The organism is Roseateles sp. FW305-36 (assembly GCF_058787015.1).
Genome location: NZ_JBYSZK010000023.1, coordinates 58,807 through 73,209 on the forward strand (window position 1 = coordinate 58,807; position 14,403 = coordinate 73,209).

Annotated in this window: 11 protein-coding genes; 9 read left to right on the top strand and 2 right to left on the bottom strand. The window is 69.6% G+C overall.

What is annotated here, in order from left to right; all coding sequences use genetic code 11:
• The first annotated feature begins 113 nt into the window (after window positions 1-113).
• The 6 genes from AC3WOE_RS28900 (at window position 114) to AC3WOE_RS28925 (ending at window position 6,659) form a co-directional block, all read left to right on the top strand.
• Complete coding sequence (locus AC3WOE_RS28900; protein WP_492695672.1) at window positions 114-1,415, top strand: UDP-N-acetylglucosamine 1-carboxyvinyltransferase; 1,302 nt, start codon at window positions 114-116, stop codon at window positions 1,413-1,415.
• Window positions 1,416-2,321, top strand: coding sequence for a TIGR02285 family protein (locus tag AC3WOE_RS28905; RefSeq protein ID WP_492695674.1), 906 nt, complete (start codon window positions 1,416-1,418; stop codon window positions 2,319-2,321).
• Between the two features lie 3 nt (window positions 2,322-2,324).
• On the top strand, window positions 2,325-3,233 hold the full coding sequence (locus AC3WOE_RS28910; protein WP_492695675.1) for a pseudouridine synthase: 909 nt from the start codon (window positions 2,325-2,327) through the stop codon (window positions 3,231-3,233).
• Window positions 3,230-4,318, top strand: coding sequence for a GGDEF domain-containing protein (locus tag AC3WOE_RS28915; protein WP_492695677.1), 1,089 nt, complete (start codon window positions 3,230-3,232; stop codon window positions 4,316-4,318). Before AC3WOE_RS28910 ends, AC3WOE_RS28915 begins: the two co-directional genes overlap by 4 nt.
• 256 nt (window positions 4,319-4,574) lie before the next feature.
• The gene (locus tag AC3WOE_RS28920; protein ID WP_492695679.1) at window positions 4,575-5,453 is read left to right on the top strand and encodes an amino acid ABC transporter substrate-binding protein; all 879 of its coding nucleotides are present in this window, start codon (window positions 4,575-4,577) and stop codon (window positions 5,451-5,453) included.
• A 204-nt stretch (window positions 5,454-5,657) separates the two neighbouring features.
• Entirely contained in the window at window positions 5,658-6,659 is a 1,002-nt protein-coding gene (locus AC3WOE_RS28925; RefSeq protein ID WP_492695681.1) for a GGDEF domain-containing protein, read from the top strand.
• A gap of 155 nt (window positions 6,660-6,814) precedes the next feature.
• Here AC3WOE_RS28925 and AC3WOE_RS28930 read toward each other — a convergent pair whose 3' ends face one another.
• Both AC3WOE_RS28930 and AC3WOE_RS28935 read right to left on the bottom strand, forming a co-directional pair.
• Window positions 6,815-7,633 (bottom strand): HDOD domain-containing protein, encoded by an 819-nt coding sequence (locus tag AC3WOE_RS28930; protein ID WP_492695683.1) that lies wholly within the window; start codon window positions 7,631-7,633, stop codon window positions 6,815-6,817.
• 37 nt (window positions 7,634-7,670) lie between these two features.
• Window positions 7,671-8,432 carry a sulfite exporter TauE/SafE family protein gene (locus AC3WOE_RS28935; protein WP_492695685.1) on the bottom strand — a complete coding sequence of 254 codons (762 nt, stop codon included), beginning with the start codon at window positions 8,430-8,432 and terminating at the stop codon, window positions 7,671-7,673.
• A 1,030-nt stretch (window positions 8,433-9,462) separates the two neighbouring features.
• On the opposite strand from AC3WOE_RS28935, the gene AC3WOE_RS28940 reads away from it, so the two are divergent.
• The 3 genes from AC3WOE_RS28940 to AC3WOE_RS28950 all read left to right on the top strand — a co-directional run bounded on the left by AC3WOE_RS28940 (window position 9,463) and on the right by AC3WOE_RS28950 (window position 14,393).
• On the top strand, window positions 9,463-12,642 hold the full coding sequence (locus AC3WOE_RS28940; RefSeq protein WP_492695687.1) for a DUF8696 domain-containing protein: 3,180 nt from the start codon (window positions 9,463-9,465) through the stop codon (window positions 12,640-12,642).
• A gap of 122 nt (window positions 12,643-12,764) precedes the next feature.
• The gene (gene gspG / locus AC3WOE_RS28945; RefSeq protein ID WP_492695688.1) at window positions 12,765-13,187 is read left to right on the top strand and encodes a type II secretion system major pseudopilin GspG; all 423 of its coding nucleotides are present in this window, start codon (window positions 12,765-12,767) and stop codon (window positions 13,185-13,187) included.
• A 12-nt stretch (window positions 13,188-13,199) separates the two neighbouring features.
• Window positions 13,200-14,393 carry a type II secretion system F family protein gene (locus tag AC3WOE_RS28950; protein WP_492695690.1) on the top strand — a complete coding sequence of 398 codons (1,194 nt, stop codon included), beginning with the start codon at window positions 13,200-13,202 and terminating at the stop codon, window positions 14,391-14,393.
• The last annotated feature ends 10 nt before the right edge of the window (window positions 14,394-14,403 follow it).

A 14,403-nucleotide genomic window follows, 5' to 3' on the forward strand; every position in this document is an offset into this window, starting at 1 on the left:
GGAATGATTCCCCCGCTTCGGAGCAAAGCTTCCGGGCCCCGGCCGATGCGCCCGGCCGCAAACCCCGACAATGCGACCGCGCGCCGCTTGCGCGCACCGCAAACTGTCATTCGATGTCTCACCTGATCGTCCACGGCGGCACCCCCCTTTCCGGCCGCATCATTCCCTCGGCCAACAAGAATGCCGTCCTGCCCATCCTCTGCGCGACGCTGCTGACCAGGCAGCCGGTGCGTCTGCGCGGCGTGCCCGAGATCACCGACGTGAAGAAGATCGTCGAGGTCTTCCGCAAGCTCGGCTCCCAGGTCGAGCTGGACTTCAAGACCGGCATCCTCGACGTCCACCACCGCGACACGCATTTCGACCCGGCCGTCGACCGCCTGCCCGAGGAGATGCGCTCCTCCATCATGCTGGTGCCCGGCCTGATGGCTCGCTTCGGCGCCGCCCGCATCGAGGACGACGTCAAGGGTTGCACCCTGGGCGCGCGCGAGATCGACCCCCACGTGGAAGTCTTCGAGCGCTTCGGTGCCCAGGTCGAGCGCCTGCCCGACGGCCTGGTGCTGCGCGTGAACCGGCCTCTCACGGCCAACGCCCACTGGACCGACTACGCCTCGGTGACGACGACCGAGAACTTCGTGCTCTGCGCGGCCCTGGCCGACGGCGTGTCGACGCTGACCAATGCCGCCAGCGAGCCCCATGTGCAGGAGTTCTGCAACTTCATGTCGCTGCTGGGCGCCAGGATCGAAGGCCATGGCACGTCCAAGCTGAAGATCACCGGCGTGCAGGAACTCGGCGGTGCCGACTACAGCTTCACCGAGGACTTCCACGAGATCGTCACCTTCCTGGCCCTGGGCGCCATCACCGGCGGCGACGTGCGCGTGAAGAACAGCGCACCGGAGATGTTCCCGCTGCTGGACCGCACCTTCGCCAAGTTCGGCGTGCAGATCGTCCACGAGGACGGCTGGAGCCGCTGCGTCACCAACGGCCCGCTCAAGGTCAAGGAACCCTTCACCCGCAACATCCTGCAGAAGGTCGAAGCGGCGCCCTGGCCCTATGTGCCGGTGGACCTGCTGCCCATCTTCGTGGCCCTGGGCGTCAAGGCCGAAGGCAGCGTGATGTTCTGGAACAAGATCTACGACGGCGCCATGGGCTGGACCAGCGAGCTTGCCAAGTTCGGCGCCCATGCCTTCCTGAGCGACCCGCACCGCATGATCACCTTCGGCGGCAAGCCGCTGAGCCCGACCGAGGTCGAGAGTCCCTACATCATCCGCGTCGCCATCGCGCTGCTGATGGTGGCGGCCAGCATCCCGGGCAAGAGCGTGATCAAGAACGCGACGCCCATTCGCCGCGCCCACCCGAACTTCGTCGAGCACATCTGCGAGCTCGGCGCCCGCATTGAATGGGTAGAGGGAGATTGAGTGTTGCGCTGGCTGTGCGCAGCCGCCGGCTTGGTGGCTTTGGCCGTCCAGGCTGCCCCGCCGCCCGCTGAAACCATCCGCTGGGTGGCCCAGGACGTGCCGCCGCATTTCAGCTTCGTGCAGGGCCGCCCGCCGCGTTCCATCGCCGAGCTCGGCCATGGCGAGGTGGACGGCTTCATGCGCGTGCTGCTCAAGCGCATGCCCGAGTACCGGCATGAATTCGTCGAGGCCAGCACGGCGCGCTACGAAGCCGAGAGCCGGCGCGGCGAGACCCTGTGCTCGACCATGCATGTGCGCACGCCCGAGCGCCTGCAGTGGCTCTACTTCTCCCACCTCTACCCGCCGCTGATCTCGCGCGAGATCCACGTCATCGTGCCGCGCAAGCTGATGGCCGAGCTGTCCCAGGGCCGGCCCCAGGACGGCCGCCTGGTGCTGGCCGATCTGCTGCAGCGCCAGGACCTGCGCCTGCTGCTGGCCCGCGACCGCGCCTTCGGGCCGCAGATCGACAACCTGCTGTCCCACCAGGTCGTGCCGCGCCTGGCCGTGGGCGCCCAGCTCAGCACCCAGCTGCTGGACATGCTGCGCGCCGGCCGCATGGACTACACGCTGGAGTACCCCAGCGTCGTCAAGGACTACCTGGCTCGCGTCGGCGACCCCGGCGCCCTGGTGGCCCTGCCCGTGGCCGAGGGCCTGAGCACTTTGCTGGCCACGGTCTCCTGCAGCCGCACGCCGGAAGGCCGCCGGCATATCGAGGCCATCGACGCCGCCGTGCGCAAGCTGGCCAGCGAGCCCAAGCGCGACGCCTGGGTGCGTGAATGGCGCGGCAACCGTGCCGAGCCGCAGGACAGGAAGCGGCTCGATGCCTACATGGACGAGCGCGCCCGCGGCGGGCCGCGCATCGAGTAGGGCGTGGCGCGGCCGCCCAAACCCGCGCTGCCGCTGCGCGAGGGTGTCGCGGCGAGTGCCGTGTTCTGCCCGCCGGGGCCCTGGGCCACGACGACGGCCTTTCTCGTCGAACGCCTGCCGCGCGTGGACGACTGGCCCGAGCGCGTGCAGCGCGGCGACGTGGTGGACGACGACGGCCGGCCCGTGGCCGACGCGCCTTACCGCGGCAGCCGCCGCATCTACTACTGGCGCCATCTCGACGTCGAGCCCGACATCCCCTTCGAGGCCCGCATCGTCTTCCAGGACGAGCACCTGCTCGTCGCCGACAAGCCCCACTTCCTGCCCGTCACGCCCAGCGGCCTCTACGCGCGCCAGACGCTGATGGCGCGGCTGCGCCATGCCACCGGGCTGGCTGACCTCAATCCGGTGCATCGGCTGGATCGCGAGACGGCCGGCCTCGTCGTCTTCAACCTGAAGCGCGAGGAGCGCGACGCCTACCACCGGCTGTTCCGCGACCGCAGCGTCACCAAGGTCTACGAAGCCCTCGCGCCGGCCGGCGCCGGCCCCTGGCCGCGCGTGGTGAAGCATCGTCTGGAGGAGCCCGAGGGCGAAAACTTCATGCAGATGCAGGTCGTTGACGGCGAGCCCAATGCCGAGACCTGGGTCGACCTGGTCGAGGCCTTGCCCGGTGGGCTGGCCCGCTACGAACTGCGTCCGCACACCGGCCTGCGCCACCAGCTGCGCGCCCAGATGAACGCCCTCGGCCTGCCGCTGGTGGGCGACCGCATCTACCCCGTGCTGCAGCCTCACGAGAACCCGCCGAAGCTGGACGCGCCGCTGCAATTGGTTGCACGCGCGATCGCTTTCAAGGACCCGGTCACCGGCCTGCAAAGAAGCTTCGAGCGCGCCGCCCTCACAATCGCGGCTTCATGAACGCGCCCAACCCTCAAGTCCAGGTCCAGGAACTGCGCCGCCAGCTGCAGTCCCTGCTGGACGCTGCCACGGCCAACGAGCGCAAGCTGGACCGCTTCGACGCGCTGGAGCGCCGCCTCATCGCGGTGAGCTCGATGGAGGAGCTGGTCAACCTGCTGCTCGTCGAATGCCGCGACGATTTCGGCCTGGACGCCGCCGAGCTGTGGCTGCTCGACCCCGACGAGGAACTGCGCCGCGCCCTGCCGGCCCTGCCCATGATCAAGGCGCCGCAGCTGCTGGACAGCCACGGCCCGCTGAAGAATCTGTTCGGCGCCGCGCGCACCACCCGCCTCGTCGGCCCCGGCCCCGACCAGGCCTTGCTGCTCAAGGCCTTCGGCGAAGACACGACGATGCGTTCGGCGGCCCTGCTGCCGCTGATCCGCCAGGGCCTGCTGATCGGCAGCCTGCACTTCGGCTCGCGCGACCCCGACCGTTACGACGCTGCCTCGGGCACCAAATTCCTGGACCGCCTTGCGGCCATCGCGGCCATCGCCATCGAGAGCATGCTGAACCGCGAGCGCCTGCGCCGCGCCGGCATGACCGACGGCCTGACCGGCGTGCACAACCGCCGCTACTTCGACCACCGCAGCCTCATCGAGTTCAGCCAGGCCGTGCGGCATCGCTATCCGCTGGCCTGCCTGTTCCTGGACATCGACCACTTCAAGGCCATCAACGACCGCCATGGCCACCCGGCCGGCGACGAGGTGCTGCGCCAGGTGGGCGGGCTGATCCTGCGCTCCCTGCGCACCGGCGACCTCGCCGCGCGCTATGGCGGCGAGGAGTTCGTCGTGTTGCTGCCGCGCACCGACCTGGCCGGCGCCTGCGAGGTGGCCGAGCGCATCCGCCTGATGGTGCAGGAGGCGCCCTTCGTGACGCCCGAGGGCGGCACGGTCAGCGCGACGCTGTCGGCCGGCCTGGCCATGCTGACTCCCAACGCGACCAGCTTTGCAGACCTGCTGTCCGCGGCCGACAAGGCCCTCTACGAAGCCAAGCGTGGCGGGCGCAACCGCACCGTCGCCGAAGGCGTCGACACGGTGGCCTGCTGAAGCTACGGCGGGGCCGCGTTCAGCGTCACCGTGTCCGGCCCCCCGCTCAGGCCGACGTCCGGCCAGAGCACGGTTTTTTCGTCAGGGCCTTCACGGTCCGGTAGCGCCGCTCGGCGCCCATGCGACCGACCTGGTCATCGGGCGGGACCAGGTGAGCCCGGATCGGCCACGGCCAAGCAGGCCAATGCCGCAAGCATCAGCCAAAGCCAACTTCGCATGGTCAGACTCTAGGGGTCTGAATCACAATGGTCCGGCCATGAAAACCCTGCTGCCGCTCCTCCTCGCCCTCAGCTTCGTCAACAACGCACAGGCCGGCCCGGCGCTGGAGCGCATGCAGTCCAGCGGACGCATCGTGCTCGCCCACCGCGAGTCTTCCGTGCCGTTCAGCTATCTGCTGCCCGATGGGCGGCCGGTCGGCTATGCGGTGGACCTGTGCCTGAAGGTGGCCGAGGCCGTGCGCAAGAAGCTGAAGATGAACACGCTGAGTCCGCAGTTCCTGCTGGTGACGCCCGCCAACCGCATCCAGATGGTGGTCGACGGCAAGGCCGACATGGAGTGCGGCTCGACGACCAACAACGCCGAGCGGCGCGAGAAGGTCGCCTTCACGGTGCCCCACTACATCACGGGCGCCCGCTATCTGGTCAAGGCCGACAGCGGCATCAACGACCTGGCCGGCTTCGAGAACAAGATCCTGGTGTCCAGCAAGGGCACGACGCCGCTGAAGGCCATCACCCAGGCCAACGACGAACGCGCCCTGCACGTCAAGATCGTCGAGGCGCCCGACCATGCCAAGGCCATGGAGATGCTGGCGGCCGGCCAGGCCGACGGCTTCGTCATGGACGACGTGCTGCTCTATGGCCTCGCTTCTGCCCGGCCCGACGCGGCCAAGTTCCGCGTCGTCGGCAAGTTCCTGACCATCGAGCCCCTGTCCATCGTGCTGCCCAAGAACGACCCGGAGCTCAAGGCCATCGTCGATGAGGAGATGAAGCGCCTCGTCACCAGCCATGAGGCGCATGCCATCTACGAGCGCTGGTTCCTGAAGCCCATCCCGCCCAAGAACACCTCGCTGAACCTGCCGATGAACTATCTGCTCAGGGACTTCTGGAAGTACCCCTCGGACCAGGTGCCTTACTGAGCCCGGACCGAGGACAAGCCCTGCGGCTTGTCCGACGCCTGGCGAAGGCCCGGGCGCCTGCCAGCGGCCGGGCATGAGCCCGGACCGGGGCAGGCCCCGCATGTCGGAGCCGGCGTTGCCGGCATGCAGCACTCCCTGCAGACAAACCCCGAGCGAAGCGCCGGGAGGCGGCCGTGACAATTTGTGCGCAGTCAGCGCCGACCCATGAGTACCGATTCCTCCGCCGAAACCCTGGACCGCGTCAGCGTCAGCGTCAGCGTCAGCCCGCGGCGGCTGGGATCGCTGCGGATGCGGTTGACGATCGGCGTGCCGCTGCTGACGGCCTGCATCGTCGCCGTCTTCGAATGGAGCCTGGGCGACTTTGAGTCGCCGCGCGAAGGCCTGGCCCGCGCCGCCTGGCTGGTGCTGCTGCTCAGTGCCGCCCAGCTGCTGCTGATCGAGGCGCTGCTGCTGCGGCCGCTGCGCCAGCTGGCGGCGGGCTGCGAGGCCATGGAGTCGGCGCCCATTCCGCTGACGCCGGATGCCAGCGCGACACCGCGACTGACCGCCGAGCTGGATCGCATCGGCCACGCCATGCGGCGCGCCCGCGGCTCGCTGTGGCAGCAGGACCAGGATGCGCGTGAACTGCGGCGCGAGCTGACGCAGCAGCGTCATCTGCTCGAGGAAGCGCATGCGGCGCTGGAGGCCAACCAGCGTGAGCTCGCCAGCCTGGCGCGCGTCGACCCGCTGACCGGCATCGCCAACCAGCGCGCCTTCGACGAGGCCCTGCGCCGCGAGTTCAAGCGCGCCCAGCGCCAGCGCGGCCTGCTGGCCCTGGCCGTGCTCGACCTGGACCAGTTCAAGCAGTTCAACCTCGCCCATGGCGTGACCATTGGCGACGCGGCCCTGCAGCGCGTGGCCCATCTGCTCAACGAGCGCTTCAAGCGCGATACCGATGTCGTCGCCCGACTTGGCGGCGAGGAGTTCGTGGCCTTGCTGCCGGGCTTCGGCATGGCCGAAGCCCAGGGCGTGCTGGAGTCGCTGCGGGATGAATTGCGGGCGCTGCGCCTGCCGGATGGCGCGGGCAACCTGACCTTGAGCGTGGGCCTGGCGGCAGCCAGCCCGGCCCATCCCTACCTGAGTGCGCAGGCGCTGCTGCAGGCGGCGGACGAGGCGCTTTACATCGCCAAGCACGCCGGTCGCGACCGGCTCAGCCTGGCTGCTTGAAGCCCCTCGCCCAGTCTCGCTGCGCTGGACGCGAGCGCGCCTGGTCGGTCCCCCGAGGGGACGGCGATGCTTGCGGCGTTGAGCCGCAAGCACATCGCCTGTGGGTCCGCTTGGGGCGGCCCGGCGCCGCCCCACAGTTTCAAAAAGTCCGGGAATTAGCGCCCGTGTTCTTGCGCGGCGAGCAGCTGCTCGTTGACGCGGCGCGCGGCGCGCAGCACGAGGGTCTCGTCCAGCTGCGCCTGCGGGGCGATCTGGCTGGCGATGTCGTCGAGCTGGTCGGGGTGGTTGAGCAGGGCCCAGGCCACCGTCGAGATCGCGGCGACGCTGCGGCGCGCCAGGCTCTCGGGCATGGTCAGCGAGGCCTGGATCTCGACGTGATGGCGCACGCTGGCGACGGCTGCCGGCGCCAGGCCCCAGCTTTCGCACAGGGCCGCGCCGAGGGCGTCGTGGCTGACGCCGAAGGCCGTCTTCTCCAGTTCCACCAGCTCGGCGTCACGCGTGGCGGCGCGCAGCATGGCGGGGTAGTGGGTGGGCGCATGGCGGTAGAGCACCGCCTTGCCGCATTCCTCGAACAGGCCGGCCGAGTGGGCGGCCCAGGGGTCGACGCCCAGCATCTGGCCCATGCGACCCATCAGCAGGCCGCGCTGCGAGGCGCGCGTCCAGACCTGCTCCAGTTCGGCCGCGGCCGGGAAGGCGGCGCGCAGGCCCATCTCGAAGGTGATGGCGGCGACCTCGCGCATGCCGAGGTAGGTCAGGGCCTGGTGCACGGTCTGCACGCGGCCGCGCAGGCCATAGAGGGAGGAGTTGACCGCCTTCATGACGGCGGCCGCCAGGGCCATGTCGGTCTCGACCAGGGAGGACATGGCCTGCAGGTCGATGTCCTCGGCCGCCATCAGCAGCGAGAGCTTGACCAGGACCTCGGGCTGGGTCGGGATCTCGATGTCCAGATTGCGCAGTTGAGGATCGACGGGCATGGTGGGTGGATTCTTCTGGGGAATGCCTGATCGTAGTTCAGCGGAAGAAGGCATCCCAGGCTGTTTTGAGGATGAGTGCGCCGACGACGATGACGAAGACGCCGCGCACGAAGCCGGCACCGTGTTTCAGGGCCAGTTTGGTTCCGAGCAGGCTGCCAGCCACATTGGTCACGGCCATCACCGCGGCGACATGCCACCAGATATGGCCCTTGCTGACGAACAGGGCGATCGCGAACAGATTGGTCAGCAGGTTCATCAGCTTGGCCGTGGCCGATGCGTGCAGGAAGTCGTAACCCAGCAGTCGCACGAACAGGAAGACGAAGAAGCTGCCGGTGCCCGGTCCGAAGAAGCCGTCATAGAAGCCCACCGCCAGCGCGATGCCGCCGGCCACGGTGGCCTCGGCCCGGCCCGTGAAGCGTGGCTTGTGCTCGCGGCCGAGGTTCTTCTTGGCCAGGGTGTAGATCAGCACCGCCGCCAGCACCAGGGGCAGGGCCTTGCGCAGGCCGTCGGCGCTGACCAGGGTCAGGGTCCAGGCGCCCACAAAGCTGCCCGCGCCCGCCAGCGCGGCGGCCGGCATCAGCCGCTTCCAGGGCAGGTCGACCCGCTTCACATACTGCAGCGTCGCCCAGCCCGTACCCCAGACCGAGGCCCCTTTGTTCGTGCCCAGCAGCGTGGCCGGCGCCGCGCCGGGGTAGGTGCTGAACAGCGCCGGCACCAGCACCAATCCGCCACCGCCGGCGACTGCGTCAATGAAACCGGCGAGCAAAGAGGCGAGGGCGACTGTGGCGAGTTCAAGCATGTATTCGGTTCTATCACTGAGCGCAACGTGGCCGTCGTGCCTTGACCGGGCCGAGCGCTGGGCCGCTCCCGAGCCGGCCCGTCAGGCGATGTGCTTGCGGCTCGATGCCGCAAGCATCGCCGTCCCCTCGGGGGACCGGTCACTTATTCCGTGGACGAGGGGCTTTCGGTTCGGCCCCAAAAGAAAACGGCCACCAAGGGGTGCCTTGGTGGCCGGTGGGATTGTCTTCGGGGTTACGAAGCAACCTTGTGCGCTTGGCGCTTGATTTGTCTCCTCACAACCCGCCCGGCGGTCCTGAACCGGAGCCCGGAACCGCGTCGAGTGGCGAGACTCTATTGCCCCGCCAAGGTGCACGGCACTGGGGTAAGCCCGGGTTCGCTGGGTGCGAAAGGTGCAGACTGCACCAAAGTTGTGCTTCGCTAACGGGTCGCCTGCGCTGCAAGAATGCTCGCGTGAGCCTGTTTATCCTCCCGTGGCTGCCCTGGTCGCCGGTGACGCTGAGCGCGTGCTGAGCCGGGGCTGAGGCAGCCCGGCGAAGGCTCTCGGCGCTGCGGACGTCGCGTTGCATAAATCCGACATTGATGCCCCGCCACAGCCTGGAACACCACGTCGGCACGAGCGGCGCGTGGACTTCACCGGCCGCGTTCAGCGGGGTGCGCGGCCACCCACTGGACAGCCGCGCGCCGCTGCCGCCGGCGGCGGCCACGCAGATCCGCCGGGGGGCGGTCCTTGCCCGGACGCCGCCGCCAACCGCCGGGCCCCGACAGGCACAGCCAGGGTTTGCACCAGGGCCGGCGCTCGCCCGAACGCGGGGGTGGCCGGGCCCGGCAGGGAATTCTTGCCATGGACACTCGCGCCGCGCCGCCTCTATCGTGGCGCCGTCGCGAGGCGGCTGGTTTCCGGCGCCATCGCGACAGGGCCCCAAGATGGGCTGGCGCTGGGGAGGCGCGCAACAGCAGGACGGACGGCCCGCGGGCTGGCCGCGGCCTGCACGCATGCCCCGGCTGGAATGCAAGAGCTGGGGATTGTGATGACGAGAATCGAAAGCGTGGCACCGCAGGCGGGAACTCAACGACTGCGCGCGCTGATCCTGGGCCTGTGTGCGGGCCTCGTGCTGACCGCCTGCGGTGGCGGTGGTGGGGGTGGCTCCGACAGTCCCACGCCGACGCCGCCCGTCACCCCCGCCATCGTCGCGCCCAGCATCAGCACCCAGCCGTCGGACGCCAAGGTCGGCGACGGCGCCACCACCACCTTCAGCGTCACGGCCAGCGGCTCCAGCCTGAGCTACCAGTGGCAACGCGATGGCCAGAACATCGCCGGCGCCACCGGCGCCAGCTACACCACGCCGGTCCTGCACATGGCCGACAACGGCGGCAAATACCAGGTGGTGGTCAGTGGCCCGAATGCCTCGGTGGCCAGCAGCGCCGTCACGCTGACCGTCACGCCCATCGCCCTCAGCCTCACGGCCCAGCCGCAGGCCCAGACGGCCAAGGACGGCGACGTGGTGTCCTTCGACGTCGCCGCCACCGGCAGCGAGCCCATCCAGTACCAGTGGCAACGCAATGGCATCGTCATCGCCGGTGCCGACAAGTCGACCTACACGACCCCGGCCCTGGCGCTGGCCGACAGCGCCGCGGTCTTCAAGGTCGTCGTCACCAACCCGGCCGGCGCCGTCACCAGTCAGGAAGCCAGGCTCACGGTGACGGCGGTCGCCCCGCGCGTCGTCACGGCGCCCGAGTCGGTCACCACCAGCGACGGCGCCTCAGTCACCTTCAAGGTCACGGCCGCGGGCAGCGCGCCCCTGACCTACCAGTGGCTGCGCAACGGCAACACCATCGTCGGCGCCACCGACGCGAGCTACACCACCACCCTGGCCATCGCCGGCAGCGGCGACCGCTTCACCGTGCGTGTCGGCAATGGCGCCGGCTACGTCCTCAGCGATGCGGCCGTCGCCACCGTGAATGCCGCGGCGCCGGCCATCACCCAGCAGCCGTTCGATGCCACCCTGCTCTTCAACGGCGAAGGCGTCACCTTCCGCGTTTCCGCCACCGGCACCGCGCCGCTGCGCTACCAGTGGCAGCTGAGCCAGGACGAGGGCCTGAGCTGGAGCGATATCCCCGGCGCCACGTTCTCCGCCTATTCCATCGGCAGCGTCACGCTGGCCGATACGCACACCCGGGTGCGGGTGGCCGTCAGCAATGCGGCCGCAACGCTGAACAGCAATGCCGCCCGCGTGGAGGTCACGCCGCTGGTGCGCATCCTGGCCGGCAACACCGGGGGCAGCGGCTATGCCGACGGCAAGGGCAACCTGGCACGCTTCAATTGGGCCAGCGGCTTCAGCGCCGACGCCAGCGGCAACCTCTATGTGGCCGACAACAGCAACAGCGTGATCCGGCGCATCAGTCCCGACGGCACCGTCAAGCTGTTTGGCGGCCAGACCAAGACGCCGGCCCGCGTCGACGGCCCCCTGGCGGATGCGCGCTTCTACTACCCGTCGGAAATCGCGGTGGACCGGGCCGGAGCCATCTACGTGGCCGAGTACTGCGACATCCGCCGTATTGCCGCGGGCGTGGTGTCCACCTTCCTGGGCGCCGACGGTTGCAACACCCGGGACGGCGCCCTCAGCCAGGCGAGCGTGACCCAGGTCATGGGCATGGCCTTCGATGCCGATGGCACGCTCTACTTCTCCGAGCGCACCAACAGCAACGGCCAGCTGGTGCGCAAGATCACAGCGGCAGGTGTGGTGAGCACGCTGGCGGGCAGCCCCACGGAGAGCGGCAAGACCGATGGCGCCGGCCCTGCCGCGCGCTTCTCCAGCATCGGCAGGCTGGTGGTCGACGCCAACAAGAACGTCTTCGTGGCCGACGGCAACGCCATCCGCCAGATCTCGCCGGCCGGCGAGGTCAGCTACTACGCCGGCGCCCCCGACAGCTATGGCCAGACCGAGGGCTACCGCACCTCGGCCCGCCTCGGCTACATCCAGGGACTGGCCTTCGATGGACGTGGCAATCTCTTCGTCGGCGACAGCCAGCGCATTGCCCGCATCTCCACCATCGGCAATCTCGTGACCGCCGTCGGCAGCGGCATGACCAGCGATGGCTACCCGACCAGCGTCGATGGACCGGGCGCCACCGCGTCGGCCGGCTATCCCACGGTGCTGGCCAGCCTTCCCAACGGGGGCGTCGCCTTCTTCGACAGTTCGGCCTATGCCGTGCGCACGCTGACCGTCGACGCCACGGTGGCGACGCTGGCGGGCGGAGGGCGCACGGGGGGCTTCGCCGACGGCGTCGGCAGCGCGGCCCGGTTTGCCGCCTACTCCGGCCATCCGAGCGCGCTGGTCGTCGCACCGAACGGCTCGCTGACCCTGGCCGACACCACGAATCACCGCATCCGGCGTTTCTCCCTGGAGACCCGCCTGCTGGACACCCTGGCCGGCATCGGGACCTATGGCGGCGACGATGGCCCCGCCGCCTCGGCCACCTTCGCCTATCCCATCGGCCTGGCCTACGACGCGGCGGGCAATCTCTATGTCTCCGACGGCGGCCAGATCCGCCGCATCAGCACTGGCGGCACGGTGACCACCATCGCCGGCAAGACCTGGGACTGGGGCTGCGTGGACGGTGTCGGCTCCGCCGCGCGCTTCAGCGTGCCCGCCGGCATGGTGGTGGACAGCAAGGGCAATCTCATCGTCGCGGAGCAGAGCTTTTACGTGCTGCGGCGCGTCACGCCCAACGGCGTGGTGACCACCCTGGCCGGCAAGTCCGGCGAATACGGCTATGTCAACGGGGTGGGCGGCGAGGTCCGGCTCGGTGCCGTGAGGTATCTGGCCATCGACAAGGCGGACAACGTCTATTTCACCGACGGCTTCCAGACCGTGCGCAAGCTGGCGCCCAATGGCGAGGTCAGCACCGTGGCGGGAGCCCCCTATTCCGCCGCCCTCATCGACGACATCGGCGCCTTCGCCCGCTTCAGCAACCCCAGCGGCCTCGCATTCGACGCCCGCGGCAACCTCTATGTGGCCGACACCGGCAACAACGCCATCCGGCGCATTACCCCGGGCGGCCAGGTCAGTACCGTGATCGCCAGCAACAGCCTGGTGTCGGCCCTGCAGCCGGGCCCGGGCGGCAACATCAACCAGCCCACGGCCATCACCGTCACGCCAGCCGGCCGGCTGGTCTTCCTCAGCGAGGGCGCCATCGTCGGGGACTGAACGGCCGGCCCCCCGGCGGGAGGCTTTACATGCCTCCCCTGAGAATGCGGGTCGGTCAAATCCCGATTGCCCGCCGCCGCCTGTCGTACAACAGTCGCCCTCCCGCTGTACCCTCGCTCCCCATGTTCCGACCCCGTCTTGTCCGCCCGCGCGGCTTTACCCTGCTTGAACTGCTGGTCGTCATGGTCATCATCGGCCTGCTGGCCGGTTACGTCGGCCCCAAGTTCTTCGGCCAGATCGGCAAGAGCGAGGTCAAGGCCGCGCGCGCCCAGATCGATGCGCTGACCAAGTCGCTGGACCAATACCGCCTGGACGTCGGCCGCTACCCCAGCACCGACCAGGGCCTGGCCGTGCTGGTCACCAAGCCGGCCGACGAGCCCAAATGGGCCGGCCCCTACCTGTCCAAGGCCGTGCCCAAGGACCCCTGGGGCAATGACTACCAATACCGCAGCCCCGGCGAGCATGGCGAATACGACCTGCTGAGCTTCGGCAAGGACGGTCGCCCCGGCGGCGAGGGTGAGGACGCCGACCTCACGTCCTGGTAGCAGGCGAGCACCGTGCCGCAGTTCCAGACCCGCGTGATGCGCGCGGGCGCCGTCAGCAGCGAACGGGTCGAAGCACCCGACCGCGCCGCCGTGGCCGCCGTGCTCGGCGTGCCGCCCCAGCATGTGCTGGAGGTGAGCGAAGTCGCGAGCACCGAAGCCGTCCGTCCGTGGCGCCGCAACAGCAAATTTCCGCTGCAGCTCTTCAGCCAGGAATTGGCGGTGCTGCTGGACGCCGGCATCGCGCTGCTGGAAGCCCTGAACACCCTGCGCGAGAAGGAAGGCCAGCCCGGCGTGCGCGCGGCGCTCGACGCCGTCATCGGCCAGATCGAGCAGGGCCAGCCCCTGTCGATCGCGCTGCGCCAGCAGCCGCAGGCCTTTGACGAGCTGATCTGCGCCATCGTCGCCGCCAACGAAAAGACCGGCCAACTGTCCACGGCCCTGGCCCAGCATGCGCGTTATCTGGCCTGGGTCGATGCGCTGCGCTCCCGCCTCGTCGCCGCCCTGGTCTATCCGCTGATGCTGCTGGGCGTCGGCGGCGCCGTCATCCTCTTCCTGCTGCTCTATGTGCTGCCGCGCTTTGCCGGCATCCTGGAGCAGACCAGTGCCGACCTGCCCTGGGCCTCGCGCGTGCTGATCGAGTTCGGCCAGACGGCCGGCGCGCATCCGGGCCTGGTCATCGGCGGCCTCGCGGCCCTCGGCTTTGCGGTCTACGCGCTGCTGCGTCAGCCCATCGTGCGCCAGCGCGCCCAGGCGGCGCTGTGGACCCTGCCGGGCCTGGGCCCGCGGCTGCGCGTGCTGGCGCTGGCGCGGCTGTACCGCTCGCTGGCCATGCTGCTGGCTTCCGGCGTGCCGGCCCTGGCGGCCTTGAAGATCGTCGTCGACGTGGTCGCCGCGCCCTGGCGCGCCGCCGTGCAGGCCGCGGCCGCGCAGATCGAGCGCGGCGAGCGCCTGTCGGCCGCTTTCGACACCCAGGATCTGGCCACGCCGGTGGCGCGCCGCATGCTGCGCGTCGGTGAGCGCAGCGGCGAGGTCGCGGCCATGCTGGAGCGCGCCGCCGCCTTCCACGACGAAGAGGCCGCGCGCCTGACCGATCTGCTGTCGCGCCTCGTCAACCCGGCGCTGATGCTGATCATGGGCGTGCTGATCGGCGGGATCATCGTGCTGATGTACTTGCCGATCTTCCAGCTCGTGGAGCAAGTCCAATGATGAGCGGAGT

Bases quoted from the DNA above. Each gene is read 5' to 3' on its own strand.
- AC3WOE_RS28900 (WP_492695672.1), top strand. From the start codon at position 114: ATGTCTCACCTGATCGTCCACGGCGGCACCCCCCTTTCCGGCCGCATC.
- AC3WOE_RS28915 (WP_492695677.1), top strand. From the start codon at position 3,230: ATGAACGCGCCCAACCCTCAAGTCCAGGTCCAGGAACTGCGCCGCCAG.
- AC3WOE_RS28920 (WP_492695679.1), top strand. From the start codon at position 4,575: ATGAAAACCCTGCTGCCGCTCCTCCTCGCCCTCAGCTTCGTCAACAAC.
- AC3WOE_RS28925 (WP_492695681.1), top strand. From the start codon at position 5,658: ATGAGTACCGATTCCTCCGCCGAAACCCTGGACCGCGTCAGCGTCAGC.
- AC3WOE_RS28930 (WP_492695683.1), bottom strand. From the start codon at position 7,633: ATGCCCGTCGATCCTCAACTGCGCAATCTGGACATCGAGATCCCGACC.
- AC3WOE_RS28935 (WP_492695685.1), bottom strand. From the start codon at position 8,432: ATGCTTGAACTCGCCACAGTCGCCCTCGCCTCTTTGCTCGCCGGTTTC.
- AC3WOE_RS28940 (WP_492695687.1), top strand. From the start codon at position 9,463: ATGACGAGAATCGAAAGCGTGGCACCGCAGGCGGGAACTCAACGACTG.
- gspG (WP_492695688.1), top strand. From the start codon at position 12,765: ATGTTCCGACCCCGTCTTGTCCGCCCGCGCGGCTTTACCCTGCTTGAA.